General features: G+C 73.2%; 22 protein-coding genes and 2 pseudogenes. 14 read left to right on the top strand and 10 right to left on the bottom strand.

Features of this window, described 5'->3' with window-relative positions; genetic code table 11:
* Positions 1–220: 220 nt before the first annotated feature.
* Positions 221–940: an NUDIX hydrolase gene (locus tag ABD198_RS15515; protein WP_344001498.1), complete on the top strand. Its 720-nt coding sequence runs from the start codon at positions 221–223 to the stop codon at positions 938–940.
* Positions 937–1,971 carry an ADP-ribosylglycohydrolase family protein gene (locus ABD198_RS15510; RefSeq protein WP_344001490.1) on the top strand — a complete coding sequence of 345 codons (1,035 nt, stop codon included), beginning with the start codon at positions 937–939 and terminating at the stop codon, positions 1,969–1,971. Before ABD198_RS15515 ends, ABD198_RS15510 begins: the two co-directional genes overlap by 4 nt.
* On the opposite strand, the pseudogene ABD198_RS15505 reads toward ABD198_RS15510, so the two are convergent.
* A pseudogene (locus ABD198_RS15505) lies at positions 1,954–2,676 on the bottom strand (nucleotidyltransferase domain-containing protein); the annotation flags it as partial. The gene ABD198_RS15510 and the pseudogene ABD198_RS15505 sit on opposite strands and share 18 nt — an antisense overlap.
* 49 nt (positions 2,677–2,725) lie before the next feature.
* Positions 2,726–3,154 (bottom strand): Rieske (2Fe-2S) protein, encoded by a 429-nt coding sequence (locus ABD198_RS15500; RefSeq protein WP_344001488.1) that lies wholly within the window; start codon positions 3,152–3,154, stop codon positions 2,726–2,728.
* 264 nt (positions 3,155–3,418) lie between these two features.
* Here ABD198_RS15500 and aroH point away from each other — a divergent pair, with 264 nt between their 5' ends.
* From aroH to der, 5 genes are all read left to right on the top strand, one after another.
* Positions 3,419–3,781: a chorismate mutase gene (gene aroH, locus ABD198_RS15495; RefSeq protein WP_344001496.1), complete on the top strand. Its 363-nt coding sequence runs from the start codon at positions 3,419–3,421 to the stop codon at positions 3,779–3,781.
* Positions 3,778–4,863, top strand: coding sequence for a prephenate dehydrogenase (locus ABD198_RS15490; RefSeq protein WP_344001486.1), 1,086 nt, complete (start codon positions 3,778–3,780; stop codon positions 4,861–4,863). Before aroH ends, ABD198_RS15490 begins: the two co-directional genes overlap by 4 nt.
* Positions 4,864–4,998: 135 nt before the next feature.
* Positions 4,999–5,679 carry a (d)CMP kinase gene (cmk, locus tag ABD198_RS15485; protein WP_344001485.1) on the top strand — a complete coding sequence of 227 codons (681 nt, stop codon included), beginning with the start codon at positions 4,999–5,001 and terminating at the stop codon, positions 5,677–5,679.
* Positions 5,676–6,323, top strand: a complete 648-nt coding sequence (locus ABD198_RS15480; protein ID WP_344001484.1) for a lysophospholipid acyltransferase family protein — start codon at positions 5,676–5,678, stop codon at positions 6,321–6,323. The genes cmk and ABD198_RS15480 overlap by 4 nt, the downstream gene beginning before the upstream one ends.
* Before the next feature lie 181 nt (positions 6,324–6,504).
* Entirely contained in the window at positions 6,505–7,983 is a 1,479-nt protein-coding gene (gene der, locus ABD198_RS15475; RefSeq protein WP_344001482.1) for a ribosome biogenesis GTPase Der, read from the top strand.
* Positions 7,984–8,110: 127 nt separating this feature from the next.
* On the opposite strand, the gene ABD198_RS15470 is transcribed toward der, so the two are convergent.
* Together ABD198_RS15470 and ABD198_RS15465 are read right to left on the bottom strand one after the other, a co-directional pair.
* Positions 8,111–8,494 carry a hypothetical protein gene (locus ABD198_RS15470; RefSeq protein WP_344001480.1) on the bottom strand — a complete coding sequence of 128 codons (384 nt, stop codon included), beginning with the start codon at positions 8,492–8,494 and terminating at the stop codon, positions 8,111–8,113.
* 478 nt (positions 8,495–8,972) lie between these two features.
* Complete coding sequence (locus ABD198_RS15465; protein WP_344001478.1) at positions 8,973–9,773, bottom strand: hypothetical protein; 801 nt, start codon at positions 9,771–9,773, stop codon at positions 8,973–8,975.
* Positions 9,774–10,318: 545 nt separating this feature from the next.
* Between ABD198_RS15465 and ABD198_RS15460 the strand changes: the two genes are divergently transcribed.
* Positions 10,319–11,032, top strand: a complete 714-nt coding sequence (locus ABD198_RS15460; RefSeq protein WP_344001476.1) for a transglycosylase family protein — start codon at positions 10,319–10,321, stop codon at positions 11,030–11,032.
* Positions 11,033–11,158: 126 nt separating this feature from the next.
* On the opposite strand, the gene ABD198_RS15455 is transcribed toward ABD198_RS15460, so the two are convergent.
* The 3 genes from ABD198_RS15455 to ABD198_RS15445 are packed head-to-tail and all read right to left on the bottom strand — an operon-like array spanning position 11,159 to position 15,490.
* On the bottom strand, positions 11,159–11,821 hold the full coding sequence (locus ABD198_RS15455; RefSeq protein ID WP_344001474.1) for an ABC transporter ATP-binding protein: 663 nt from the start codon (positions 11,819–11,821) through the stop codon (positions 11,159–11,161).
* A complete protein-coding gene (locus tag ABD198_RS15450) occupies positions 11,818–15,000 on the bottom strand; it encodes an ABC transporter permease subunit (RefSeq protein ID WP_344001472.1) in 3,183 nt (1,060 codons plus the stop codon). The genes ABD198_RS15455 and ABD198_RS15450 overlap by 4 nt, the downstream gene beginning before the upstream one ends.
* A 13-nt stretch (positions 15,001–15,013) precedes the next feature.
* On the bottom strand, positions 15,014–15,490 hold the full coding sequence (locus tag ABD198_RS15445; RefSeq protein ID WP_344001470.1) for a hypothetical protein: 477 nt from the start codon (positions 15,488–15,490) through the stop codon (positions 15,014–15,016).
* Positions 15,491–15,676: 186 nt separating this feature from the next.
* Between ABD198_RS15445 and ABD198_RS15440 the strand changes: the two genes are divergently transcribed.
* From ABD198_RS15440 to ABD198_RS15430, 3 genes are all read left to right on the top strand, one after another.
* Entirely contained in the window at positions 15,677–16,270 is a 594-nt protein-coding gene (locus tag ABD198_RS15440; protein WP_344001468.1) for an MTB12 C-terminal domain-containing protein, read from the top strand.
* 97 nt (positions 16,271–16,367) lie between these two features.
* Positions 16,368–17,636 carry an ABC transporter substrate-binding protein gene (locus ABD198_RS15435; protein WP_344001466.1) on the top strand — a complete coding sequence of 423 codons (1,269 nt, stop codon included), beginning with the start codon at positions 16,368–16,370 and terminating at the stop codon, positions 17,634–17,636.
* A gap of 75 nt (positions 17,637–17,711) precedes the next feature.
* Positions 17,712–18,752, top strand: coding sequence for a helix-turn-helix transcriptional regulator (locus tag ABD198_RS15430; RefSeq protein ID WP_344001464.1), 1,041 nt, complete (start codon positions 17,712–17,714; stop codon positions 18,750–18,752).
* On the opposite strand, the pseudogene ctaD reads toward ABD198_RS15430, so the two are convergent.
* Positions 18,637–20,319, bottom strand: a pseudogene (gene ctaD / locus ABD198_RS15425) (aa3-type cytochrome oxidase subunit I); the annotation flags it as partial. The gene ABD198_RS15430 and the pseudogene ctaD overlap by 116 nt on opposite strands.
* Before the next feature lie 443 nt (positions 20,320–20,762).
* On the opposite strand from ctaD, the gene ABD198_RS15420 reads away from it, so the two are divergent.
* Entirely contained in the window at positions 20,763–20,978 is a 216-nt protein-coding gene (locus ABD198_RS15420) for an I78 family peptidase inhibitor (RefSeq protein ID WP_344001462.1), read from the top strand.
* Between the two features lie 130 nt (positions 20,979–21,108).
* On the opposite strand, the gene ABD198_RS15415 is transcribed toward ABD198_RS15420, so the two are convergent.
* Both ABD198_RS15415 and ABD198_RS15410 read right to left on the bottom strand, forming a co-directional pair.
* Positions 21,109–22,110 (bottom strand): phosphatase PAP2 family protein, encoded by a 1,002-nt coding sequence (locus ABD198_RS15415; RefSeq protein WP_344001461.1) that lies wholly within the window; start codon positions 22,108–22,110, stop codon positions 21,109–21,111.
* Between the two features lie 267 nt (positions 22,111–22,377).
* A complete protein-coding gene (locus ABD198_RS15410) occupies positions 22,378–23,571 on the bottom strand; it encodes a glycosyltransferase family 39 protein (protein WP_344001459.1) in 1,194 nt (397 codons plus the stop codon).
* A gap of 257 nt (positions 23,572–23,828) precedes the next feature.
* On the opposite strand from ABD198_RS15410, the gene ABD198_RS15405 reads away from it, so the two are divergent.
* The gene (locus ABD198_RS15405; protein ID WP_344001457.1) at positions 23,829–25,439 is read left to right on the top strand and encodes an MFS transporter; all 1,611 of its coding nucleotides are present in this window, start codon (positions 23,829–23,831) and stop codon (positions 25,437–25,439) included.
* A gap of 100 nt (positions 25,440–25,539) precedes the next feature.
* On the top strand, positions 25,540–26,733 hold the full coding sequence (locus ABD198_RS15400) for an acyl-CoA dehydrogenase family protein (RefSeq protein WP_344001455.1): 1,194 nt from the start codon (positions 25,540–25,542) through the stop codon (positions 26,731–26,733).
* The last annotated feature ends 9 nt before the right edge of the window (positions 26,734–26,742 follow it).

Raw genomic sequence — 26,742 nt, 5'->3', positions numbered from 1 at the left:
GGTCTGGTGCGTGCAGCTGCAAGGCGGAGGAGGGCGCCGATGCGGAGCATCGGCAACCGGTGACAACGCCGCAGATGGGCGTGCCAGACCCCGCGTCCGCGGGCTGATCCAAACGACCTAGACCCCTGGGCTCAGGAAGCCGGCGGTCCCGGCGCTTGTGCAGGACCTCCACCCCCTTTTATAGTCGTCATGACCATAAAGGGGGGTGGAGGTCTTTCCCATGGACGGCTACGACAAGTACGCCTTCGAGCCCTTCGCCGTCACCGTGGACCTCGCCGTCTTCACCATCCGCGACGGCGCGCTGCACGTCCTGCTCGTCGAGCGTGGCCAGGAGCCCTACGCCGGCCGGTGGGCGCTGCCCGGCGGCTTCGTGCAGCCGGAGGAGTCCGCGGATACGGCCGCCCGGCGCGAACTCGCCGAGGAGACCGGGCTGAAGGACGTCTCCGGACTGCATCTGGAGCAGCTGCGCACCTACAGCGAGCCCGGCCGCGACCCCCGGATGCGGGTGGTGTCGGTCGCCTTCACCGCGCTGCTCCCCGACGCCCCCGAGGCGCACGGCGGCAGCGACGCGGCGAAGGCCCGCTGGACGCCGTACGACACCGCGCGGAACCTCGCCTTCGACCACGACCGGATCCTGGCCGACGCCCACGAGCGGATCGGCGCCAAGCTCGAGTACACCTGCCTCGCCACCCGCTTCTGCCCGCCCGAGTTCACCCTCGGCGAGCTGCAGCAGGTCTACGAGACGGTGTGGGGCACGACCCTGGACCGGCCCAACTTCCGGCGCAAGGTGCTCGCCACGCCGGGGTTCGTCGAGGCCGTCCCGGGCGGCGCCCGGCTCACCGGCGGCCGCGGCAAACCGGCCGCGCTCTACCGCGCCGGCCCCGCCACCACCCTGCACCCGCCCCTGCTCCGGCCGACGAGTGAAGGACGCCCCGCATGACCGTCACCGCCACCAAGCGCGCCGCCACCGGGACGCTCACCGGACTCGCCCTCGGGGACGCGCTCGGCTTCCCCACCGAGTTCAACGACGTGCCGTCGATCCTCGCCAAGTGCGGACCCTGGCGCGAGATGCGGCTGCCCCGGCCCGCGATCGTCACCGACGACACCCAGATGACCCTGGCGCTGGGCCGGGCGCTGCGCACCGCCCTGGAACGGGGACCGCTCACCTTGGAGACGCTCGAGGGGCCGCTGCGCGAGGAGTTCGTGGCCTGGTACCGCTCGCCCGAGAACAACCGCGCCCCCGGCAACACCTGCCTGCGCGCCTGCTCCCTGCTGGCCGACCGGGACCGGGCCTGGCAGGACGCCAGTCAGGTCGGCTCCAAGGGCTGCGGCGCCAATATGCGGGTCGCGCCCCTCGGACTGGTCCCCGGCCTCGGTGACGAACAGCGCGCGGGCGCCGCCCAGTTCCAGGCCGCGCTCACCCACGGGCACCCCACCGCGCTCGCCGCGTCCGACCTCACCGCACACGCCGTGCACCTGCTCGCCGAGGGCGCCGAACCCACCGGGCTGGCCGGACTGCTGCGCTCCTACGCCTACGACAACCGCACCCGCTACCACGAGGCCTGGCTCGGCGACCTGTGGACCCGCACCCAGGACCCGAGTCCCGAGCACTTCATCGCCCGCGGCTGGGACGAGTGCCTGGAGATCCTCCGCCGCCTCCAGGACGCCGTGCGCACCGTCTCCCCGGAGACCGACCCGTGCCTGGCCACGGGGGAGGGCTGGATCGCGGAGGAGGCCCTGGCCACCGGTCTGCTGTGCTTCCTGCTCTTCGTCGACGAACCCCTCACCGCCCTGCGCCGCGCCGCCTGCACGTCCGGCGACTCCGACTCCATCGCCTGCCTCACCGGCGCCTTCGCCGGGGCCCACCTGGGCGCGGACGCCTGGCCGGCCGAGTGGGCGGAGCGCATCGAGTACCGGGAGGAGCTGACCGCGCTGGGGCAGCTCTGGGACACGCCCGCGTCCGCGGACTGACCCGATCCGACCGTTCCAGGAAGAGCCCAGGGCCGAGGTCCGGCGGACGCGGAACAGGAAGTCCTCGACGCGGCGGCGGTCCGGCTCCGCCGGCACCGGGCTGCGGTGGAGCGCCTCCTCCGCCTCGGCCTCAAGCCGGCTCAGCCGTGCCTCCACCCCGGCCCGCGGCACCTCGCCCCGCTTGACCGCGAGCAGCGGCTCGCGCTCCTCGCCCGCCTCGATCACCAGCCTGCCCGTGCGCAGCAGGTCGCGGACGCTGATCAGCAGACGCAGCAGATGCATCGCGTGCTTCCAGCGCGGGGCGCCGTGGTTGCGCAGGTCCGCCTCCAGCTTGCGGCGCTGGCCGCGGGCGTAGCCGGTGAAGGTCTCGTGGACCCGCCGGGAGAGGAACGCCCCGCGCAGCGACAGCAGCTCCCGGCCGGTGTCGTCGGCGTACTCCACGAGCGGGGAGTGCAGGCACTCCAGGATGTTCGGATTGGCGCGCAGCGCCAGCTCGCAGAAGCGCTCCAGCTCCCAGCTGAACTGGTCCTCGCCCGGACCCTCGACATGCGTCGGCGGCTTGTCCAGCTGCCAGAACAGGGCCGTGGGCGCGAGGAACACACCCCGGCGGTCGGTGTCGCTGCCCTCCGTGGCCGGCCCGAAGGCGCGCGATCCCATGACGCAGCTGTAGACGGTGTGATCGCGCACCAGCAGTTCGGGCGTCAGGGACGTCAGGGACGTGTCGGTGCGCATGCCCCGGATCGTAGAGAAGGGATCACGCGAGGCGGATCGAATTTCCGTCCACCGTGATCTTCTCCTCGGGCAGCGCCCGGGTCGCCGGGCCGTGCTCCACCGCGCCGTCGGTGATGGCGAACTTGCTGCCGTGGCAGGCGCAGTTGATCGTGCCGCCGGAGACGTTCGCCACGAGGCACTGCCGGTGGGTGCAGATCGCCGAGAAGGCCTTGAAGTCGCCCTGCTCGGGCTGGGTCACCACGACCTTCTCCTTCTTGAAGATCTTGCCGCCGCCCACCGGGATGTCGCCGGTCGAGGTCAGCTGATCCCCGGCGGGGTCGGTGTCGCCGCCGGGGGTCTCGGTCGTGGAGCTCTCTTCGTCGCCGCCCGAGCCGCAGCCCGCCGTGAGGGCCGTCGCGCCCGTCGCCCCTGCCGCGATCAGGACGGTCCGTCGTGTTGCGCCGTGGGTCATGTCGTCACTCCGAGAGGATCCGAGAGGGGAACCGAGGGAAAGAACCGAGGGAAAACCGAGGGAAAACCGAGGGATGTCCGAAGGGAAGGCAGCCCCCGGGGGCCGGCCCTGGCAGTTTCAGCATCCTTGCACCCAACCCGCCGAAGTGCCAGGAAACACGCATCTCGCCCGTCTCGGTGGACGGGCGCCGCACGCTCCGCACGTCCGGGCTGACTAGGCTGGACGCCCAAGCAGCCGATGACGTACGTCAGCAAGGAGCACGCCGTGGCGGTACGAGCGGTCAGGGGGGCCGTCCAGCTGGAGCGGGACGAGGCCGGTCACATGGAGGAGCAGGTCTCGGCGCTGCTCACCGCCGTACTTGAGCGGAACGGCCTGAGCACCGACGACCTGATCAGCATCTGGTTCACGGCCACGCCCGACCTGCACAGCGACTTCCCGGCCGCCGCGGCCCGCAAGCTCGGCATCGTCGACGTGCCGCTGATCTGCGCCCAGGAGCTGGACGTCGAGGGCGCCATGCCCCGCGTGGTCCGCATCCTCGCGCACATCGAGTCCGACAAACCCCGCGCCGATATCAACCACGTCTACCTCGGTGCCGCCGCGGCCCTGCGCAAGGACATCGCCCAGTGAGAACCGCACTCGTCATCGGCACCGGGCTGATCGGCACCTCCGCCGCCCTCGCCCTGTCCCAGCGCGGCGTCACCGTCCACCTCGCCGACCGCGACCCGGAGCAGGCCCGCACGGCCGCCGCGCTCGGCGCCGGCACCGACGAGGCGCCCGAGGGGCCGGTGGACCTGGCGATCGTCGCCGCGCCGCCCGCCCATGTCGCCGATGTGCTCGCCGACGCGATGCGGCGCGGCCTGGCCCGCGGCTACGCCGACGTCGCCAGCGTCAAGGGCGGACCCCGCCGGGAACTGCTCGCCCGCGGCCTCGACCTGTCCGCCTACATCGGCACCCACCCCATGTCCGGGCGGGAGAAGTCCGGGCCGCTGGCCGCCAGCGGGGACCTCTTCGAGGGCCGCCCCTGGGTGCTCACCCCCACCCGGGACACCGACACCGAGGTGCTGAACCTCGCGCTGGAGCTGGTCTCGCACTGCCGCGCCGTGCCGGTCGTCATGGACGCCGACGCCCACGACCGGGCCGTGGCCCTCGTCTCCCACATGCCGCACCTGGTGTCCAGCCTGGTCGCCGCGCGCCTGGAGCACGCCGAGGAGGCCGCCGTGCGGCTGTGCGGGCAGGGCATCCGGGACGTCACCCGGATCGCCGCCTCCGACCCGGGCATGTGGATCGACATCCTCTCCGCCAACCCCGGACCGGTCGCCGACCTGCTCAGCGACGTCGCCACCGACCTGGAGGAGACCGTGCGGGCGCTGCGGGCGCTGCAGTCCTCCGACGAGGACAAGCGCCGGGAGGGCACCACCGGCATCCGGGACGTGCTGCGCCGCGGCAACGCCGGGCAGGTGCGGGTGCCCGGCAAGCACGGGTCCGCCCCGCGGGTCTACGAGACGGTGGCCGTGCTCATCGACGACCAGCCGGGACAGCTGGCGCGGATCTTCGCGGACGCCGGCCGGGCGGGCGTCAACATCGAGGACGTGCGGATCGAGCACGCGACCGGGCAGCAGGCCGGTCTGGTGCAGCTGATGGTGGAGCCCAAGGCGGCCCCCGGCCTGGTGGCGGCGCTGCGGGAGCGGGGCTGGGCGATCCGGCAGTAGGCGCGGGCGGTGCCGTTGCTCACGTCCGGGCCGGGGCGCCGGGACGTGGGCCGAACGGGGGACCGGTACCCAGTAACCTTGTCGTGGGCCTTTGCGCCCCGTCCCCGCCCACCAGGTCCAGGAAGGTATCCCACAGTGGAAAGCGCCACGCCCGTGATTGTCGCCATCGACGGCCCCTCCGGCACGGGCAAGTCGAGCACGTCGAAGGCCGTGGCCGCGCAGCTCGGTCTGCGCTACCTGGACACCGGCGCCCAGTACCGGGCGATCACCTGGTGGATGGTGAACAACGGGATCGACGTCGAGGACCCCTCCGCGATCGCCGCCGTCGCCGGGAAGCCGGAGATCGTCTCCGGCACCGACCCCAAGGCGCCGACGATCATGGTCGACGGCGTCGACGTGGCCAAGCAGATCCGTGAGCAGGACGTCACCTCCAAGGTGAGCGCGGTCAGCGCGGTCCCCGAGGTGCGGGCGCGGATCACCGAGCTGCAGCGCAACATCGCCGCGGCCGCCGCCGAGGGCATCGTCGTCGAGGGCCGCGACATCGGCACCACCGTGCTGCCCGGCGCCGATGTGAAGATCTTCCTCACCGCCTCGCCGGAGGCGCGGGCCGCCCGCCGCAGCGGCGAGCTGAAGAACGCCGACCTGAACGCCACCCGCGAGGCCCTGGTCAAGCGGGACGCGGCCGACTCCAGCCGCAAGGTCGCGCCCCTGGCCAAGGCGGACGACGCGATCGAGGTGGACACCACCGAGCTGACCCTGCAGCAGGTCGTCGAGTGTGTCGTCACCCTCATCGAGGAGAAGCGAGCCGGGAAGTGACTCAGCTCCCCTCCGAGCGGGGCGCCGAGATCGGACGGCGCCTCGGCGTCGGTCTCATGTACGGACTGTGGAAGCCGCGGGTGCTGGGCGCCTGGCGGGTTCCGGCGAGCGGCCCGGTGATCCTCGCCGTGAACCACGCGCACAACATCGACGGCCCCATGGTCATGGGCGTCGCCCCGCGGCCGGCGCACTTCCTGGTCAAGAAGGAGGCGTTCGTCGGCCCGCTCGGCCCGTTCCTGACCGGCATCGGCCAGGTGAAGGTCGACCGCGGCAGCCCCGACCGCACCGCGATCTCCCAGGCGCTCGGCGTGCTGGAGCAGGGTGGTGTCCTCGGGATATTCCCCGAGGGCACCCGGGGCGAGGGGGACTTCGCCTCGATCCGCGCCGGGCTCGCGTACTTCGCGGTGCGCAGCGGGGCGCCGATCGTGCCGGTCGCCGTCCTGGGAAGCTCCGACCGGCCCGGACGGCTGATCAAGGCGCTGCCGCCGCTGCGGTCGCGCGTCGACGTCGTCTTCGGCGACCCGTTCGACGCGGGCGACGGCAGCGGGCGGCGCACCCGCAGGGCGCTGGACGAGGCCACCGAACGCATCCAGAAGCAGCTCACCGCCCATCTGGAGAACGCCAGGGCCCTCACCGGACGCTAGGGTCGGCCCCCGGTGTTGGTGCCGGTGCCGGCGCCGGGGTCGCGCCGCGCCGTGCAACGGATGCCGCCCGGAATTTCCCGGGCGGGCTCGGGGCGGACCCTGCGACACTGAGTAGTGGATCAGCTCCCTGGCCGGAGCGGACCCACCGACCACCACGAAGGAACGACGAGGTACGGACTTCATGAACGACCACAGCCAGCCCGACGGCTCGGCCGCGCACGAGCACGATCACGGGGCGCTCGGCGACGCCGAGTACGCGGAGTTCATGGAGCTCGCCGCGGAGGAGGGCTTCGACCGGGAGGACGTCGAGGGCGCGATCGAGGCGGCCGGTCACGGCCCGCTGCCCGTGCTCGCGGTCGTCGGCCGCCCCAATGTCGGCAAGTCGACTCTGGTGAACCGCATCATCGGCCGCCGGGAGGCGGTCGTCGAGGACAAGCCGGGCGTCACCCGCGACCGGGTCACCTACGAGGCCGAGTGGGCGGGCCGCCGCTTCAAGGTCGTCGACACCGGCGGCTGGGAGCAGGACGTCCTCGGCATCGACGCCTCCGTCGCCGCGCAGGCCGAGTACGCCATCGAGGCCGCCGACGCGGTGGTGTTCGTGGTGGACGCCAAGGTCGGCGCCACCGACACCGACGAGGCCGTGGTGCGGCTGCTGCGCAAGGCCGGCAAGCCGGTCGTGCTCTGCGCCAACAAGGTGGACGGCCCGAGCGGCGAGGCCGACGCCGCCTATCTGTGGTCCCTGGGCCTCGGCGAGCCGTACCCGGTCTCCGCGCTGCACGGCCGCGGCACCGGCGACATGCTGGACCAGGTCCTCGAGGTGCTGCCGGACGCCCCGGCGCAGACCTTCGGCACCGCCGTCGGCGGCCCGCGCCGGGTCGCCCTGATCGGACGGCCCAACGTCGGCAAGTCCTCGCTGCTGAACAAGGTCGCCGGCGAGGAGCGCGTCGTCGTCAACGAGCTCGCCGGCACCACCCGTGACCCGGTCGACGAGCTGATCGAACTCGGCGGCAAGACCTGGAAGTTCGTGGACACCGCCGGCATCCGCAAGCGCGTCCACCTCCAGCAGGGCGCCGACTACTACGCCTCGCTGCGCACCGCCGCCGCGGTGGAGAAGGCCGAGGTGGCGGTCGTCCTGATCGACGCCTCCGAGTCCATCTCGGTGCAGGACCAGCGCATCGTCACCATGGCGGTGGAGGCGGGCCGTGCGCTGGTGCTCGCCTTCAACAAGTGGGACACCCTCGACGAGGAGCGCCGCTACTACCTGGAGCGGGAGATCGAGACCGAGCTCGGCCAGGTCGCCTGGGCGCCCCGGGTGAACGTCTCGGCGCGCACCGGACGGCACGTGGAGAAGCTGGTCCCGGCGATCGAGACGGCGCTGGCGGGCTGGGAGACCCGGGTCCCGACCGGCCGCCTGAACTCCTTCCTCGGCGAGCTGGTCGCCGCCCACCCGCACCCGGTGCGGGGCGGGAAGCAGCCGCGCATCCTGTTCGGCACCCAGGCGGGCACCAAGCCGCCGCGGTTCGTGCTCTTCGCCACCGGCTTCATCGAGGCGGGCTACCGGCGCTTCATCGAGCGCCGGCTGCGCGAGGAGTTCGGCTTCGAGGGCACGCCCATCCACATCTCGGTGCGGGTGCGCGAGCGGCGCGGCAAGAAGAAGTAGCGCCAGGCCGTCAGGCTTTCAGGCAGTGAGGCGGGGCGGTCCCCAAGGGGAGCCGCCCCGTCGTCTGTGTGCTCGTCTGTGTGCTCGTCTGTGTGCCGCTGCCGGGTGGTCGTAGGCCGCTGCCCGGCTACAGGCCCCGGCGTGGCATCGGCGGCAGCCCGGCCGGCACCCGCTGCCACTGCGGCTGGGGGCCGGCGCCGCCCTGCCGGGCGCTGTTGGCCCCGGCGCTGTAGGCGCTGTACGCCCCGCCGCCCAGGGAGCCGCCGATGGAGCCCGAGCCATGACCGCCGTAGGAGCCCGTGCGGTGCGCGAGACTCCCGAAGGATTCAAAGCCGAGCCGCTCCTCACCGCTGCGGTCACCCGGCAGCGAGCGGCGGGACTCGACGTACTCGGCGTAGAGCGCGTCATAGATCGGCGTGGCCGAGGGGCAGCGCCGGGCGTCCCGGACCGGTCCCACGGGGGCGGGGACCGACGGGAGCGGCTGGCGGCGGGAAAGGTCATATGCGTGCACGTATGTGCAAACGACCCCGCCCGGCAAGGGATGCGGTTCCCTGCGGGGCTTTCGCCGGATGCCTGCCCGCGCCCCTTGGGTACCCGCGAGGGACGCTGCCCGCCCGCTGACCGCCGCTCAAGTGTGTTGGGCGTCGGCGGCGGCCGCGTGGCATCGGATGTGCTCCCGGCGCGGGCCACCGGTCAGTTGCCGTTCGCTTGGCGCGCCTCAGGTGTCGGCCAGCGGCAGCGACGGCGCGGCAGGGATGCGGTTCCCTGCGGGGCTTCGCCGGTTACCCGAGTCGCCGCTCAGCTGTCCGTCCGCAGGTCTACCCGCCCCCGGGTGCCCGCCCGCGGCTTGCCCTCGGGGCATGCGCGCGGGTCACCGCTCAGGGTGCCTGCCCGCAGGCCGCAGCTCAGCTGCCTGCCCGCGGGGCGCCGGTCAGTTGCTGCTCGTCTGCGGGGCGCCGGTCAGTTGCTGCCCGTCTGCGGGGCGCTGGTCAGGTGCCGGCGAGTGGCAGGGCGGCGCCGACCAGTTGGCCGCCCTCTGCCGCACGGTCCAGGGCCTCGCGGAGCAGGTCCTCGCGGGGCTGGCGGCCGATGGAGCCGACCGGGGCGGCGAACATCAGCACCTGCTGGTGCTTGTTGGCGGCCGCGCGCCAGCCGTCGGTCACCTGCAGCGGCTGGTGCGCCTGCCACCAGGCCACCGGGCGGCCGCCGTCGGGGCCCGGCTGGAGCACCGCGTGCAGCTGCCCCACGGCCAGCAGCACCGACCAGCCGTGCAGTACCGGCGGCACCGCCGACAGCTCGCTCAGCGGCATGAAGCCCTGCTCGATCAGCAGCGGCAGGAAGTCGTCGCCGGAGCCGTACGAACCGGGGCGGGAGACCGGCGCGGTCGGCTCCACGACCAGGGCCGGGTGCAACTCCCCGGCGATCAGGACCAGTCCGCTGGTCACCCCGAGCACGGCCTGCTGGGGCGCGTTCTGCTGCGCCGCCGGCTGCGGGGCGGGCTCCTGGGCCGCCTGGCCGCCGCTGATGGACCGCACGGCACCCCTCAGCTGCTCCTCGGTGACCTGGACGACCTGCGAGGGCAGACAGGTGGCGTGGGCGAAGGCGAGGACGGCGGTCTCCTCCCCGATGAACAGGACGGTGCTGGTGCGCTCCTGCTCCGGGTCGCCCGGGGTGCGGCACGAGGTGCAGTCGTAACCGCCCGGGGTGGTGTCTCCGGCGAGCAGACGGTCGGCTTCTTCGTCGCCGATCTCGGCGCGTACCTCGTCGCTGACGTCGAGCATGCGCGGCACGGGTGGCTCCCTCGGGATGCGGTGCGTGACGGGACCGGGTGGCTCCCGGCCCGTGGTCCGGGTGGGTCCCCGGCTCATGAAGAAGACAACGGACGATCTGTGGCGGTAGTCACGCCCTTGGACGAACGGAATCGAACCGACCGGCGCACACCGTCACGTTCGGCGCGGAATCGGGCACTCACCGTCAACTGGCCGCAGCTGTAAAGAAGTTGGCAGTGTGAGGTGGGTCACGGAGCGGCGGCCCGAGTGGTCGACAAATCAGGAAATCGGCTGATGAAATGGGTGGCCGAAATTCGCCGCTACCTCGGGTAATGCCCAACTGGCCTGCCCGGACGGGCCGTTGGTTGCTCCGCAGCCGCGAGGCTCCTTACATTCCTCCGCCGTGTGCACCGAGCACCGCCCGGGTACGTCCGCCGACCGCACCATCCCATGCTCCACCGCACCACCCCCCGACAGGCGGACGGGGCGAGCGCGGACCGTGCGCCCCATGGCGCGGCGGGCGGCGCGACGCCCAGGGGGCCCCGGGTTGTTCGAGAGGGAACTACATGTCCGAATGTGCCCATAACACCCACGACTCCCGCGACCCCGGCACCTCCCGCGACACCGGGAGCACCGGAGGCCGGGTCCGTACGACGGCCGTCCTGGCCGGTGCGGCGCTGCTCGCACCCCTGGGGCTGCTGGCCGGCGGCGGCACCGCCGCGGCGGCGGACGGCGGGGTGTGGGACCGCATCGCCCAGTGCGAGAGCGGCGGCAACTGGCACATCAACACCGGCAACGGCTACTACGGCGGGCTCCAGTTCTCCGGCGCCACCTGGCGCGCCTTCGGCGGCACGGCCTACGCGCCGACCGCCGACCGGGCCACCAAGGCCCAGCAGATCGCCGTCGCCACCAAGGTCCAGCGCGCCCAGGGCTGGGGCGCCTGGCCGGTCTGCTCGGCCCGCGCCGGGGCCTCCGGCAGCGCACCGGCGACCGGCCCGGTGAGCGCGAACCGGGCGCCGCAGAAGGCCGCCGAGCCGGCCAAGCCCGCGAAGCCCGCGAAGAAGGCCGCCGAGCCGTCGCAGTCCGCGGCGTCCGCGCGGTCCACCGGACACCCCGACCGTGACCACTCCCGCGGCGACTACACCGTCCGCGCGGGGGACACCCTCAGCGGCATCGCGGCACGGCACGGCACCACCTGGCAGCGGCTGTACGCCGCCAACAAGGCCGTCATCGGCGGCGATCCCGATGTGATCCTGCCGGGCCAGCGGCTCAAACTCTGAGAACAGCCGAGAACAGCCGAGAAACAGCTGAGAACAGCTGAGAACAGCTGAGAACAGCTGAGAACAGCTGAGAACAGCTGAGAACATCTGTGCGAACTGTGCGAACTCTGAACCCTCCGGCCGGGTTCAGATGCCGGGGAGGCGGGCGACCTCACCCGCCTCCCCGGCGAACACGACCGCCCCGCGGCGCAGTTCGTAGACGAACGCGGGACGGCCGTGCAGGGCGGGCGGCAGCCGCTGCTCCGCCAGCACCACACAGGCGTCCAGGGACGCCAGCAGCTCGTACGTGCGGGCCGCGACCGCGGGTGACATGCCCTGTGCCGGCTCGTCCACGAGCAGCACACGCGGCCGGGCCAGCAGGGCGCGGGAGATCGCCAGCATCCGCTGCTCGCCGCCGGAGAGCGTGCCCGCCCGGCGGTCCAGCAGCGGCCGCAGCGCCCGGTAGGCGTCCAGGGCGGGGGAGGGGTCGGGCGCGGCGAGGGCGAGATTCTCCCGCACCGTCAGGGAGCCGAACACCGCCCGCCGCTCCGGCACCAGACACAGCCCCCGGCGGGCCCGTTCGAACGCCGGCATCCGGGTCACGTCTGTGCCGTCCCACACCACCGCGCCGGCCGACAGCCGCACGGTGCCGGCCAGGGCGCGCAGCACGGTCGTGCGCCCGGACCCGTTGCGCCCGAGCAGCACCGTCAGGCCGGGCCCGGGCGCGACGAGGGTGACGCCGTGCAGCGCCTCCAGGGGCCCGTAGCGCACGCGTGCCCGGCGCAGCGCGACGGTGGTGGTCGTCGTCATCGTCCGGGCGCCTCCCCGAGGGTGTCCAGGACATGGCCCGGCGGTCCGGTGGCGACGATCCGGCCGGCCGTCATCACATGCACCACGTCCGCGAGGTCGGCGACCAGGTCGAGGTCGTGCTCGACCACCAGCAGCGCCATGCCGTCGGCGGCCAGCGCCTTCAGGATCCGCGCCAGCGCGGCCACTTCGGCGGTGTCCAGACCTGCCGCGGGCTCGTCCAGCAGCAGCACGCGGGGGCCGCCGGCCAGGGCGCGGGCGAGCTCGACGCGGCGCAGCGTGCCGGTCGGCAGACCGGCGGCGGGCAGCGCCCGCACCGGCCCGTCCAGCCCGAACAGCCGCAGCGTCCGCTCCACGGCGCCGGGATCGCTCACCCGGCCCTGCTCGGCGCCGACCCGCACGTTCTCCGCCACCGTGAGCGTCGGGAACACCGCCAGCTGCTGGAACGTCCGCGCGACGCCCAGCCGGGTGCGCGCGTGCGCGGGCAGCCGCGTGACGTCCCGTGCGCCGAACCGCACGACCCCCCGCTCGGGCCGCAGCGTCCCGGCGAGACAGTGGAACAGCGTGCTCTTCCCGGCCCCGTTGGGCCCCACCACCGCCGTGACCCGCCCCGGCGGCACCCGTAGATCGACCCCGTCCAGCGCGGTGAACCCCCCGTACCGGACGCGCAGCGCCCGCGCCTCGAGCACGGGCACGTCACCCGGCCCGTACGCGGCCGCCGCGCTCGCCCAGCCGGCGGGCCGCTCCGGCCCACCGGGCTCCGCCGTGCCGGAGCGGCCGGGGAATACGAGCCATCCCCGACCGCGCCCGCGCCGGGGCCGTGGCGCCCCGCAGCCGCCTGCCGCCTCCGCGTCGGCCCTGCGTCGCTCACCAACGTGCGCGTCCTCCCGTCCCGCCAGCGGGGTGGTGGAGTCCGTGCTCGGTGTCGGGCGCTCGCGCTCCGTGGGCTGGGTGCCGGTGTCCCGTGCGTCCGGGGCTGCTTCTGTGTCCCGGGGGCCGCCTGCGGGTCTTGCCGGGCCGCCGCCCGCCTTCTCGCGCTCCGTGGGCTGGGTGCCGGTGTCCCCTGCGTCCGGGGCTGCTTCTGTGTCCCGGGGGCCGCCTGCGGGTCTTGCCGGGCCGCCGCCCGACTCCTCCCGCCCCGCCGGCGGGGTGGCGGTGTCGAGGGATGCACCGGTGCTCGGTGTGGGGCGGTCGCGCCACGCGGGGCCCGTGGCCCGAGCCTCCGGAGCTGCCTCCGATCCCCGGACACTGCTCACGGCGCTTGCCGGGCCGGCGCTCGCTGTCGCCGTCGCTGCCGTGGCGCCGGACGGTACTGGTACCGGTGGGGGCTCCTCGGGTGGGCCGTGGAGGCGGCGGAGACGGGTGCCCAGCGGGGTCAGGGACGGGGTGCCGTGCAGGCGTTGAGCGGCGGAGCGGAGGGCCTCGTAGGGGCCGCCGGGGAAGCGGCCCACGAGGACGGCCAGGACGCCGATGACGGCCGCCGCAACGCCGCCCCGGGTGCCCGCGTCGAGGCCGACCAGGAGGGCCGCGGCGAGCAGGGCGCCCAGGGTGCTGTCGGCGCCCAGGACCACCACCGCGGCGAACCACAGCAGGCCCCGCACGGGGTCGAACGCGGCCGGGTCGAAGGCGCGCAGCCCCATGCCGAGCATGCCGCCGCCGAGCGCGGCCAGCGCGGCACCGCAGACGAAGGCGAGCAGCTTCAGGGAGGACACGGGCACGCCCGCCGCGCGGGCCCCGGACTCGTGGTCCCGCATGGCGGCGAGGGCGCGTCCGACGCGGCCCCGGCGCAGCGCGGCCGTCGCCAGCAGCGCGCACACCAGGAGGGCCAGCTCCAGGGCGTAGTACGCGCGGTCGTTGTCGAAGCCGGCGGGGCGGTTCAGGAACAGGCCCGCCGTGGCGTAGGGCTGGGCGAAGACGAAGCGGCTCACGCCCACGCCGACCGCGAAGGTCGCCAGCGCCAGGGCCAGGCCCCGGCGGCCGATCGCCGGCCAGCCGGTGAGCACGCCCAGGGGCGCCACCAGGACCACCGCCACCGCCAGCGCGGCCAGCTCCGGCAGCCGGGGCAGGCCCGGGAAGCGCCCGGCGGCCAGCAGCGCCGTGAACAGGGCGCCCAGGCCCGCGTACGCCGCCTGGCCGAGGGAGATCTGCCCGCCCCGGCCTGTGACCACGACCAGCGACAGCAGCACGACCCCGAGCGCCGGCACCTGCACGGCCGTGTGCAGATCGCGCCCGGCGAAGCCCAGCGGCAGCAGGAACAGCACCCCGGCCACGATCCAGGCGCCCGGCGGTGTCGGCACCCGCGCGGTCGCCGAGCGCGGCAGCGCGTCGCGCGTGCCCACACCGGGCAGCGCCAGCGCGGCGATCAGCAGCGCGACGACGAACAGGTTGGAGCCGAGCGCCTGCACCAGCGGCTGCGCCCAGCCGGACGGATGCAGCCGGGTCAGCTGGCTCTGCGCCACGCCGATACCGAGCGCCACGACGACCGCCACCGACAGGTACCGCATCCGCGCGGCCACCGCGACCGCCAGTACCTCCATCACCAGCAGCGGCAGCCCGTACGGGTCCAGCCGCACGTACGGCGCCAGCAGCACCCCGGTGAGTCCCGCGGTGAACGAGCCGAACGCCCAGCCCACCGCTGCCACCCGGTCCGCGTCCACGCCGCCGAGCACCGCCAGCTGCCGGTCGTCCACCACCGCACGCAGCTCCCGCCCGAACCGCGAGAACCGCACCACCGCCGCCACCCCCGCGGCCAGCACCGCCACCACCGCGAGCTGGCCCCACGGCTCCGCCGCCAGCAGCACCGGCGCGTCGTCCCGCGCCCCCTGCCCCCACAGCAGCGCCGCCCCGCCCACCAGCAGCACGAACACCCCGAGGGAAGCCACCAGCGTCTGCGCCGGATCGCCGCCCAGCACGGACAGCGGCCGGAAGACGAACCGCTCCAGCACCACCCCGATCCCCGGAGCCACGACCACCAGCGCGAACACGGCCGCCCACCACAGCGGCCAGCCCCACTCCACCACGCACTGCCGCAGCACATAGGCGCACACCATGGCGATCGCCCCGTGCGCGAAGTTCAGCACGCCGGTCGCCCGGTACGTCACGATCAGGCCGATGCCGGTGAGCGCCGCGGCGGCGCCGACCGACAGCCCGGCCAGCGTGAGGTCGTACGTCAGCGAGGACATCGGCGGCCGGGCTTCAGTCGTCGTCCCCGGCGGGCTCACAGATCGGGCAGGGCCTCAGCCGGCCGTCCGCCACCAGCACCTTGTCCACCGGCACCGCCTCCGCCTTCCCCGCGACCAGCGGACAGTCGGCGCGGTGCCACAGCGTGCCCTCCGGCACCATCAGCATCTCGCCGCTCACCGCGACCGGCGCACCGGCCGCCTGCCCGGAGACATCCACGTCGGCCGGCTCCGCCTCCACCAGCAGCCCGTACAGCTCCTCCACCCGGGTGGCGGCCAGCGAGTCGCGCCCGTGCGCCAGCAGCGCCGCGCCCGCGATGATCAGCGCCGCGCCGGGGATGGTGCAGGAGGCCAGATAGGGCAGCTGCCGTTCGGCGTACCGCTCGCCGGAGATGCCGTACCAGCCGATGACGCACAGCACCGCGCCGGCGGCGAGGGCCGCCCAGCCGGCCCAGAGGGCGGGGTGCACGGTCCGCAGTCGGGCTGTCCGCATCCTGGCTCCCACATCGCTCGGTTCGTCTCCGCGCATGTGCCGGCCCGCCCGTGTCCCGCGGCCCCCGGGTCCCGGATCCCTGGCCCACTGTCCAAGTCGGGCGTTGGCTTGCACTATGCCTTGTGGAAGCTGACCCTGAAAGAACCGGGCGCACATGGCCCGGACCGACACCCGGTGGTGAGCCAGATGGTTCTCGGCAGCGACCTCAGGCGGGGGACACGAGGAACACGGGGGACCAGGGGAAGGGGACGCGGCCCGCGGCCGACGCGGCGCGGCTCCGCCCTGGCGGCGGCCGTGATCCTGGTACTCGGCCCCGGACTTGCGGCATGCGGCGATGACGACGGCGGCGGCGACTCCAGCCCGCCGCCCACACCGACACCCGAACGGACCACGAGCGCCCCGGCGAGCGCGCCCGCCGACCGCGCGGCCGCCGAGCAGGAGATCCGGCAGAACTGGGAGAAGTTCTTCGACCCCGCCACCTCCCTGGAGGACAAGACGACCATTCTGGAGAACGGCGAGCAGATGTCTCCGGTGCTCCAGGCCTTCAGCGGCGACCAGCGCGGCGGCCAGGTGCAGGCGAAGGTCACCGAGATCACCTTCACCTCGCCCACCGGGGCCGACGTGACCTACACCCTGACCCTCAAGGGCGCCACCGTCCTGCCCGACGCCTCCGGCACCGCCGTCGAGCAGGACGGCACCTGGAAGGTGTCCGCCAAGACCCTGTGCGCGCTGGTGCAGATGAGCGGCAATGGGTCGGCCACGGCCGTCCCGGGCTGCTGAGGTGCCGGCGCCCCGACGGGCCGCGTCCGCCCGGACCCTGCCGCACCGCGGGCGGACGCTCCCGGCCCTGGCGCACCGTCGGTGGACGCTGCCCGCCATGGCGCTGGCCGCCGCCGCGCTCCTCGCCCTGACCGCGGCGTGCGGCAGCCGGCTGCCGGAGAGCGACTTCGGCACCGACGACCGCTCGCCCGCGCCCACCCGGGCCACCGGCGAGCCGCTGCACGTCGGCATCATCACCAGCGCCACCAGCCCGGTCGGCGGCAGCGCCTTCACCGGCCCGCGCGACGGCGCCAAGGCGTACTTCGACCGGCTCAACTCCCGCGGCGGCATCGACGGCCGGCGCGTCGAGGTGCACCTGTGCGACGACGGCGGCAGCGGCGTCGGCAACAACGAGTGCGTGCGCAAGCTGGTCGACGAGCAGAAGGTGGTCGCCCTGGTGGCCACCACCGCCTTCGACTACGCGGGTGCCGCCCGGGTCTCGAGCGCCGGCGTCCCGGACATCGGCGGCCAGCCCATCGGCACCGCCTACGACACCTATCCGCACCTGTACAGCATCTACGGCACCTCGGCGCCCAGGAACGGCACCACCGGCTGGGACGGCAAGCTGTACGGCGGCACCGAGGTCTACCGCTACTTCAAACGCGAGCACGGTGCCCGCACCGCCGCGGTCGTCTCGTACAACCAGTCCGCCTCGGCCGCCTACGCGCGGCTCATCGAACGCGGTCTGAAGGCCGAGGGCTACGACGTGGTCACCGAGCAGGTCGACTTCGCGCTGCCCAACTTCCGCGCGGTGGCCGCCGATCTGAGGCAGCAGGGCGCCGATCTGGTCTTCGACGCCATCGACGCGCACGGCAACGCCCGCCTGTGCCGGGCGATGGACGAGGCCGGCGCGAAGGTCACCGCCAAGGTGACCAATGTGCAGAACTGGACCTCGGCCGTGACCCGCGACTACAAGGCCGCCCCGCGCTGCCGCAACGCCCTGTGGGCGACCGGCCACAGCCGCAACTACGAGGACACCAGCCACCCCGCTGTGCGGGAATTCCGGGACGCCACCGAGGACTTGGAGACGCACTCCCAGTGGCAGCTGGAGGGCTGGGCGGCCGCCCGCTGGTTCACCGACGCCGCCAAGTACTGCGCGAACGAGGGCATCACCCGCGCCTGCGTCGACGCGTACGTCAACCGCGGCGACGGCTACACCGCGGGCGGGCTGCTGCTCCCCGTCAGCTTCAAACCGTCCCCCGACCCGCCGAGGACCAGCAGGACCTGTCTGTCGGTGGCCCGCTGGCAGGACGGCAAGGGATGGGTGAGCCAGGGCGACATGAACCGCACCTGCTTCACCGTCCCGCAGCTCGCCTACGAACCCTGAGACGGTCCCCCGAGGACCGAAGACGCACCAGCTTCAGGACAGAGGCTGTCCGCGACGGCTGGCAGACTTCCCTCCATGTTGGAGACCTCGGCCCGCCTGCTGCGCCTGCTGTCCCTGCTCCAGACCCACCGCGAGTGGTCCGGCGCCGACCTCGCCGAGCGGCTCGGCGTCAGCGCCCGCACCCTGCGCCGGGACGTGGACCGGCTGCGCGAGCTGGGCTACCCCGTCCACGCCAGCCCCGGCACCGGCGGCGGCTACCAGCTCGGCGCGGGCGCCCGGCTGCCGCCGCTGCTGCTCGACGACGACGAGGCGGTCGCAGTCGCCGTCGGCCTGCGCACCGCGGCCGGCGGCGGCATCGAGGGCATCGGGGAGACCTCGGTGCGGGCGCTGGCCAAACTGGAGCAGGTGCTGCCGGACCGGCTGCGCCGGCGGGTGAGCGCCCTGAACGCGTTCACCGTGCCGATGCTGCGCGGCCCGGGCGCCGACGCCGTCGACCCGGCGGTGCTGACCGAGCTGGCCCATCTGTGCCGGGACGCCGAACGGCTGCGCTTCGAGTACCGCGACCACGAGGGCAACTCCAGCCGCCGCACGGTCGAGCCGCTGCGCCTGGTGTGCTCCGAGCGCCGCTGGTACCTGGTCGCCTGGGACCTCGACCGGTCCGACTGGCGCACCTTCCGCGTGGACCGCATCACCCCCAAGCCGCCGCACGGCCCCCGCTTCGAGCCGCGCGAACCCCCGGCCGAGGACCTCGCCGCCTACGTCTCCCAGGGAGTGTCCACCCGCGCCTACGCCACGCACGCTGTGATCCGGCTGCCGGCGCCCCTCGAGCAGGCCGCCGAACGCATCTCACCGAGCGCGGGCATGCTGGAACCGGACGGCCCGGACGCCTGCCTGCTGCGCACCGGCGCCGGCAGCCTGGAGCTGATGGTCCTGCATGTGATGCTGCTCGGCTTCGAGTTCGAGGTGCTGGAGCCGGAGGAGCTTATCGACGCCGTCACTGCGGCTCGGGACCGGCTTGCTCGCGCTTCGGCTCGGGCTGAGGCGTCACGGCCGCGTACTCCGGGTGATGCAGATCGAACGCCGGCGACTCCGAACGGATCCGGGGCAGCGTCGTGAAGTTGTGCCGCGGCGGCGGGCACGACGTCGCCCACTCCAGGGAACGCCCGAAGCCCCAGGGGTCGTCCACCTCGACCTTCCGGCCGTACTTGGCGGTCTTCCAGACGTTGTAGAGGAACGGCAGCGTCGACATGCCCAGCAGGAACGCGCCGATCGTGGAGACCGTGTTGAGCGCGGTGAAGCCGTCCGCCGCGAGATAGTCCGCGTAGCGGCGCGGCATGCCCTCGGCGCCCAGCCAGTGCTGCACCAGGAACGTGGTGTGGAAGCCGATGAACAGCGTCCAGAAATGGATCTTGCCGAGCCTTTCGTCGAGCATCTTCCCGGTGAACTTGGGCCACCAGAAGTAGAAGCCGGCGAAGACCGCGAAGACCACGGTGCCGAACACCACGTAGTGGAAGTGCGCCACCACGAAGTAAGAGTCCGTCACATGGAAGTCCAGCGGTGGCGACGCCAGGATCACCCCGGACAGACCGCCGAAGAGGAACGTCACCAGAAAACCCGTCGCCCACAGCATCGGCGTCTCGAAGGAGAGCGAACCCTTGATCATGGTGCCGCTCCAGTTGAAGAACTTCACCCCCGTCGGCACCGCGATCAGGAAACTCGTGAAGGAGAAGAACGGCAGCAGCGCCGCACCGGTGGCGAACATGTGGTGCGCCCACACCACCACCGAAAGACCGGTGATCGCCATGGTGGCGCCGACCAGCGTGAGATAGCCGAACAGCGGCTTGCGGGAGAACACCGGAATGATCTCCGTGACGATGCCGAAGAACGGCAGCGCGATGATGTAGACCTCGGGGTGCCCGAAGAACCAGAACAGGTGCTGCCAGAGAATCGCGCCGCCGTTGGTCGCGTCGAACACGTGCGAGCCGAACCGGCGGTCCGCCTCCAGCACCAGCAGCGCCGCCGCCAGCACCGGGAACGCCACCAGGATCAGGATCGACGTGAACAGCGTGTTCCAGGTGAACAGCGGCATCCGGAACATCGTCATCCCGGGGGCGCGCATCCCGATGATGGTGGTGATGAAGTTGACCGCGCCGAGGATGGTGCCGAAGCCCGTCAGCGCCAGCCCCATGATCCACAGGTCGGCGCCGATGCCCGGCGAGTACTCCAGGCTGTTCAGCGGCGCGTAGGCGAACCAGCCGAAGGCGGCCGGGCCCCCGGTCACCACCAGCGAGCCGAGCACGATCAGCCCGCCGAACAGGAACAGCCAGTACGAGAACATGTTCAGCCGCGGGAGGGCCACGTCCGGCGCGCCGATCTGCAGCGGCATCAGCTCATTGGCGAACCCGGCGAAGCTGGGCGTCGCGAACAGCAGCAGCATGATCGTGCCGTGCATGGTGAACAGCTGGTTGAACTGCTCGTTGGTGACGATCTGCGTCCCCGGACGGCCCAGCTCGGCCCGCATCACCAGCGCCATCGCGCCGCCGATCAGGAAGAACACGAAGGACGTGATCAGGTAGAGGTGGCCGATCTTCTTGTGGTCTGTCGTGGTCAGCCAGTCGATGATCACACGTCCGCGCCGCGTCGGCGCGGGCGCCGGTGCCGCCTGAACGGTCTGCGTCCCCATGGCTCCCTCGCCCTTTCGCTCTCGCGCACCGGGCCCGCGACGGCCCGTGCCACACGTGCCCGCGGGTCCCGCCACGATGCTCGCCCGGTGGGCGCTCCGACAGGGGCGTGACCGGCCGGACGACGGAATCCGGAAAGGGGACGCGCCGCCCGTATTCGTCCGCGGGTGCGGGTCGGGCCGGGAAAATGCACCCGTGACCCCTTGTCCGGGACTTAATCCCGGGTCGCACCGAGGCTCTCGCGCGACGCGCGGAAGTCACCCTCGAATGCCCGGCGAAGGTGGCGAGAATCGCTCGTTGGTGTGACGGTCTGTGGACCGGTCGGCTGTCGTGATCCTGTGACACAAGCGTGACCGCCGGCAGACACCGGGCCGCCCGGGGAAGGCTGGGGCAAGTCCGGGGAGCCGGGCTTCCCCGCGCACCGGGCAGGGCATAGCGTGGCCGCATGGCACCGATCCCGACACCCTCCGCGGAACCCGACGACAACCCGGACGCCTATGTGGGCCTGACCGCCGGCCGAGCCGAGGACCTGGCGCGCGAGCGCGGCTGGTCGACGGTGCGGGCCCTGCCGCCCGGCGCGATCATCACCATGGAGTACCGGGTGGGCCGGCTGAACTTCGAGGTGAAGGACGGCCGGGTGGCACGGGCCTGGAAGGGCTGAAGGCCCTGCACAGCGGCGGCCCGGATCGGCCGAGGACCTGCACAGCGGCGTTTGGAAGGGCTGAGAACCTGCACAGAGGCCCCGGTTCCACGGAGGAACCGGGGCCTTGGCCTGTGCGGGAACGGCGGCCTCAGGGCCGGCCCGCGGGCGAGGTGCCGCGCGGGTGGTGCCGCTCGGGCTGCGGGCGGCGGCTGCCGGCCGGGGTGACCGGGGTGCGCTCCGCGCGCGTGGTGTGCGGTCCCGGCGCCAGATAGGCGGGCGGACGGCTGCCCGCGCGGCCCGCGCCGACCGGCTCCCGCGCCGGGGCGTCGTCGTGGCCGGACAGCGGCGTGAGCACCACCGGAGCACCGGCGGGGCGGAGCCCGGCGGCCCGGCGGCGGTCGCGCCAGCGGTCCCGCAGGTCGAGGATCCGGGTCTCGGAGCGGGCGATCAGCGGCTCGAACCAGGGCAGCGCCAGCAGGATCAGCAGGCCCGCCGCCCAGCCGAGGAGCACATCGCTCAGCCAGTGCGTACCGAGGTAGACGGTGGCCATGCCCACGCCGAGCGAGGTCACCGCGGACAGCGCCGACAGCCAGCGCCGCGCCCGCGGGGTGGAGGCCAGATAGGCCAGGATTCCCCAGGTCACCACGGCGTTCGCGGTGTGACCGCTGGGAAATATGTCCCCGCCGAGGAACATCTCGTTGGAGCCGATCTCCGTCGCGTAATGCGGCCCAAGGCGCCCCATGCCGTACTTGGCGGCGCCCACGGTGACGTTGAGCAACAGCAGGGAGACCCCGAGCGCGAGCAGCGGGCGCAGCGTGTGCTGCCGCCAGGAGCGCCAGCCCAGCCAGGCCGCCACCATCACCGCGGTCGGACCGCGCTGGCCGAGGACCACGTAGTAGTCCACGAAGGCGTGCAGCTCGGACCACTGCTCGTAGGGGCGGAAGAACATCACCTGCCAGTCCAGCCGGACCAGCCAGGAGGTGTCGAGCACGGCCCACACGATCGCCAGGTAGAAGGCCAGAGTGGCGCCGAAGAGCACCACCCGGTGCCGGCTCATCCGCGGCACGTCGATGTGAGCCGGTCGTTCCGGCTCACGATCCAGCCTCGCGAACACCCGGTCCAGTCGGGTGGGCTTCCGTTCGGTACGCACCCGATCGACGTTACAGCGAGTGAGCGTGGAACCCCGTCGAATCAGCGGCTTTGTGATGACGATGTGATGTGGCATTCCTCTCAGCTGCGCTTTTAATTCCGGCATTTCTGCAATCACCGGAGGCCGTGGCTTTCAATTCTCCTGATCGTTACGGACGGTGAATTGGTTCCGGCTTCTTCAATTGTTCACCATGGCCTGTCCGGGCATTTCCCGGGCCCTCCCGCCCACGTCCGGGGCCCCACGTCCGAGCGCCTCGGGGAGACCCGATCACGGGGGACCCGAGCCGTTCAGCCAGAAGGCCCCGTACACCGCGGAGATCACCGCGAGCGCACCGATCACCGTCGTCGCGGTACGCCTGCCCCGCTTCGCCAGGGCCATGGCCGGGGGCAACAGCAGCGGGAAGGCCGGCAGCAGCAGACGCGGCTTGGAGCCGAAGTAGCTGGACGCACACAGGGCGAGCGCGGTGACGACCCCGGCGTACACCAGGAGCGGGAGCGGCTGGCGCTGCCGTACGCAGACCGCGTACAGCCACACCACCAGCGCCACCCCGGCGACCAGCCCCAGCCCGGCGAGGACCGACGGGAACGAGGTGAGCTTCCCGGCGACGAACCGGGCGAAGGCGTACCCCCCGTCGAACCCGTTCCGCCACCCGGCCTGCACCTTCAGGTAGCCGGACATCCCGTCCCCGGTCCGCCACCCCACCCACAGCACATAGCCGGCCACGCCGAGCGGGGCGAGAGCCATGCCGGGGACCAGCCGCAGCCGGTCGCCGGTGGCGGCGCGTGCCGCCGGCCGGGCGCCGCCGTCCGGTTCCGTGCTGCGGCCCCGCATCCAGCAGACCGCCCCGGCCGCCCAGACGGCCGCCACCACCGCAAGGCCCACCGGGCGGGTCAGACCGGCCAGCGCCGCCAGGGCGCCCGCGGCGACCCAGCGCCCCGTGAGGGCGGCGTACAGGGCCCAGGCGGCCAGCGCGGTGAACAGCGACTCGCTGTACGCCATCGACTGCACCACGCCGACCGGCAGCGCCGCCCACAGCAGGACCGCGCACACCCCCGCCCGGCGGCCGTGCACATGCTCCGCGACCGCGTAGATCCCGCAGGCCGCGGCGAGCGAGGCGAGCAGGCTGACCAGGAAGCCGCCGTCCGCGTACGACAGCGGAGACACCGCCGCCACCAGCCGCTCCAGCCAGGGCAGCAGCGGGAAGAACGCGAGGTTCGAGTGCACGTCCCCGTTCGGCAGCCGCACCTCGTAGCCGTAGCCCAGCTCGGCGACCCGGGTGTACCAGAGCGCGTCCCAGCGGGCCGTCAGCAGGGTGTACGCGCTCTTGCCGCGCGCCTCGCTCCACAGCGCAAGGACGACGAGGCCGAGGGCCCGCACGGCGGCGTACCCGAGGAGCGCCGGGGCGGCCCGGCGCAGGAGCGGGACGGGACGGGCCGCGGCACGCGGTGCAAGATCGGTCACCTGCCCGATTATCGACCGGAACGCCCACCGGTCGGCCCGGCGGGGCCTCATCACCCTCGTGAGTGGCGTACGCCACAGCGGTCTCACAGATGTGATGAGAGGCCCACCACTCGACCACGGCTCTCACTCGCGTACGCTGACGTGTCACTCGCCATGTCGTTGCGCGGGCCGGGGACACCGCTCCTCTCCGGCCGAGCCGCGGGGAGTCCCCACCCCGCGGGCCCGCCGACGCGAGGGAACATCTGGGAGGTACGTACATGTCCGGGACGACCACGGCCGCCACCGCGCTGCGCCGTCGGGCGGCCGGGGCCGGTGCCAACCGCTGGGTGGTGCTCGTCGTCCTCTGCGTCAGCCTGCTGCTGGTCGCCGTCGACGCCACCGTGCTGCACGTGGCGGTCCCCGCCGTCACCGAGGATCTCAGGCCCGGTGCGATCGAGCTGCTCTGGATCGTCGACGCCTATCCACTGGTGTGCGCCTCGCTGCTGATCCTCTTCGGCACGCTCGGCGACCGGATCGGCCGCAGACGCGTCCTCCTGCTCGGCTACGCCCTCTTCGGCCTCGCCTCCGGCATGGCGGCCTTCGCGGACAACGCCCAGGTCCTCATCGTGGCGCGGGCGCTGCTCGGCGTCGGCGGCGCGATGATCATGCCGGCCACCCTGTCGATCCTCCGCCAGGTCTTCCCGGACCGCCGCGAGCGCGCCCTCGCCATCGGGGTGTGGAGCGCGGTCGCCGCGGTGGGCGCCGCCGTCGGGCCGCTGCTCGGCGGCTTCCTGCTGGAGCACTTCTGGTGGGGCTCGGTCTTCCTGGTCAACATCCCGCTGATGCTGGTCAGCCTCCCGGTGGGCCGGATCCTGCTGCCGGAGTCCAAGGGCGACGGCCGGGGCCCGTGGGACGTGGCCGGCGCGCTGATGGCGGCGGCCGGACTGTTCGCCCTGGTCTACGGGGTGAAGCGGCTCGGCAGCGGCGAGCACGTCACCGGCCCGGGCACGGTGCTGCCGCTGCTCGCCGCGGCCGTCCTGCTCGCCGTCTTCGTCCGCCGTCAGCGGCGCCGTGCGCACCCCCTGATCGACCTCAGGACGTTCTCCCGGCCCGCGTTCAGCACCTCGGTGGGCTGCATCGTGCTGGCCATGCTCGCGCTGGTCGGCCTGGAGCTGATCGCCGCCCAGTACCTCCAGCTGGTGCTCGGCCTCTCCCCGCTGGAGACCGGCCTCAGGCTGCTGCCGCTGACCTTCGCGGCGATGGCGGCCGGCCTCGCGGGCGCCAGGATGCTGCGCCGGTTCGGCCCGCGCCGCATGGTGAGCGCCGGCTTCTGCCTGACCGCCGCCGCCGTGGTGGCCCTCACCGCGATGGGCAGCCAGGACAACCCGGCGCTGATGCTGACCGGGTTCGTGCTGCTCGGCTTCGGCCTGGAGACCACCCTGTTCGGGGCGTACGAGTCGATGCTGAGCGAGGCGCCACCGGAGCAGGCGGGCGGCGCCGCGGCGATCGGCGAGACCTCCTACCAGCTCGGCGCCGGCATCGGCATCGCGCTCCTCGGCAGCGTCATGAACGCCGCCTACGCCCCCGGCCTCAGCGGTGTGCCCGGGGTGCCCGAGCGGGCCTCGGCGTCCGCCTCGCACTCGCTGGGCGAGGCCTACGAGGTCGCCGCCCAGCTCGGCGGCCCCGCCGGGACCGCCCTGCGCCACGCCGCCCGCCACTCCTTCGTGCACGGCCTGCATGTGACGCTGCTGGTCAGCGCCGGCCTGCTGCTGCTCGGCGCGGCGATGGCGCTGCGGCTGCCGCGCCGGATGCAGTGCGAGCCGTCCGCGCCGGTCCTGCCCGCTCCCCGCGAGGCCGCTGAGCCCCGGGTCTCCGAGCTGAAGGTGTGACATCTGCCGCGGGGCCGGGCTGGACGTGCGGCGGACGGCGTCGTAACGTCGCCCCGACCGCTTGACTAGCACTGCTAGTCACACCGCCCCGGAGGGTCCCATGTCCTCGAAGTCCGCGAAGCTGCCTCCCTTCGACCCCGCAGACCCGCTCGGCATCGACGATCTGCTGGAGCCGGAGGACCTGGCGATCCGGGACACCGTGCGCGGCTGGGCGGCGGACCGGGTGCTGCCGTACATCGCCGGCTGGTACGAGAAGGGCGAGCTGCCCGGCATCCGGGAACTGGCCCGTGAGCTGGGCGGGATCGGCGCCCTCGGCATGTCTCTCGACGGCTACGGGTGCGCGGGCGCCAGCGCCGTGCAGTACGGGCTGGCCTGCCTGGAGCTGGAGGCGGCCGACTCCGGGATCCGCTCCCTGGTCTCGGTGCAGGGCTCCCTGGCGATGTACGCCATCCACCGCTACGGCAGCGAGGAGCAGAAGCAGCAGTGGCTGCCGCGGATGGCGTCCGGTGAGGTCATCGGCTGCTTCGGGCTCACCGAACCCGACCACGGCTCCGACCCGGCGTCGATGCGCACCTACGCCAAGCGCGACGGCTCCGACTGGGTGCTCAATGGGCGCAAGATGTGGATCACCAACGGCTCGGTGGCCGGGGTCGCGGTCGTGTGGGCGCAGACCGACGAGGGCATCCGCGGCTTCGCCGTGCCGACCGACGTCCCCGGCTTCTCCGCCCCCGAGATCAAGCACAAGTGGTCGCTGCGCGCCTCCGTCACCAGCGAGCTGGTTCTCGACGACGTCCGGCTGCCGGCCGACGCCGTGCTGCCGGAGGCCACCGGGCTGCGCGGCCCGCTGAGCTGTCTGTCGCACGCGCGGTACGGAATCGTCTGGGGTGCCATGGGCGCCGCGCGCAGCTGTTTCGAGGCGGCGGTCGACTACGCGAAGTCGCGGGAGCAGTTCGGGCGGCCCATCGGCGGATTCCAGCTGACCCAGGCCAAACTCGCCGACATGGCGGTCGAACTGCACAAGGGGATTCTGCTCGCCCATCACCTGGGGCGGCGCATGGACGCCGGCCGCCTGCGTCCCGAGCAGGTCAGCTTCGGCAAGCTCAACAACGTCCGCGAGGCCATCGGCATCTGCCGCACGGCCCGCACGATTCTCGGTGCCAACGGGATCTCGCTGGAGTACCCCGTGATGCGGCACGCGACGAACCTCGAGTCGGTGCTCACCTACGAGGGCACCGTCGAGATGCACCAGCTGGTGCTGGGCAAGGCGCTCACCGGGATCGACGCGTTCCGGTAGACGGCCGGA

It is taken from the genome of Streptomyces thermocarboxydovorans (assembly GCF_039524635.1).
In the GTDB taxonomy this organism is placed as follows: domain Bacteria; phylum Actinomycetota; class Actinomycetes; order Streptomycetales; family Streptomycetaceae; genus Streptomyces; species Streptomyces thermocarboxydovorans.
This window is presented reverse-complemented; position numbering and strand designations above follow the sequence as displayed.

Coding starts and splice junctions, on each gene's coding strand:
- ABD198_RS15405 (WP_344001457.1), top strand. CDS start 23,829: ATGTCCGGGACGACCACGGCCGCCACCGCGCTGCGCCGTCGGGCGGCC.
- ABD198_RS15440 (WP_344001468.1), top strand. CDS start 15,677: ATGGTTCTCGGCAGCGACCTCAGGCGGGGGACACGAGGAACACGGGGG.
- ABD198_RS15435 (WP_344001466.1), top strand. CDS start 16,368: ATGGCGCTGGCCGCCGCCGCGCTCCTCGCCCTGACCGCGGCGTGCGGC.
- ABD198_RS15515 (WP_344001498.1), top strand. CDS start 221: ATGGACGGCTACGACAAGTACGCCTTCGAGCCCTTCGCCGTCACCGTG.
- ABD198_RS15420 (WP_344001462.1), top strand. CDS start 20,763: ATGGCACCGATCCCGACACCCTCCGCGGAACCCGACGACAACCCGGAC.
- ABD198_RS15445 (WP_344001470.1), bottom strand. CDS start 15,490: ATGCGGACAGCCCGACTGCGGACCGTGCACCCCGCCCTCTGGGCCGGC.
- ABD198_RS15460 (WP_344001476.1), top strand. CDS start 10,319: ATGTCCGAATGTGCCCATAACACCCACGACTCCCGCGACCCCGGCACC.
- ABD198_RS15510 (WP_344001490.1), top strand. CDS start 937: ATGACCGTCACCGCCACCAAGCGCGCCGCCACCGGGACGCTCACCGGA.
- ABD198_RS15400 (WP_344001455.1), top strand. CDS start 25,540: ATGTCCTCGAAGTCCGCGAAGCTGCCTCCCTTCGACCCCGCAGACCCG.
- ABD198_RS15430 (WP_344001464.1), top strand. CDS start 17,712: ATGTTGGAGACCTCGGCCCGCCTGCTGCGCCTGCTGTCCCTGCTCCAG.
- ABD198_RS15500 (WP_344001488.1), bottom strand. CDS start 3,154: ATGACCCACGGCGCAACACGACGGACCGTCCTGATCGCGGCAGGGGCG.
- ABD198_RS15450 (WP_344001472.1), bottom strand. CDS start 15,000: ATGTCCTCGCTGACGTACGACCTCACGCTGGCCGGGCTGTCGGTCGGC.
- ABD198_RS15455 (WP_344001474.1), bottom strand. CDS start 11,821: ATGACGACGACCACCACCGTCGCGCTGCGCCGGGCACGCGTGCGCTAC.
- der (WP_344001482.1), top strand. CDS start 6,505: ATGAACGACCACAGCCAGCCCGACGGCTCGGCCGCGCACGAGCACGAT.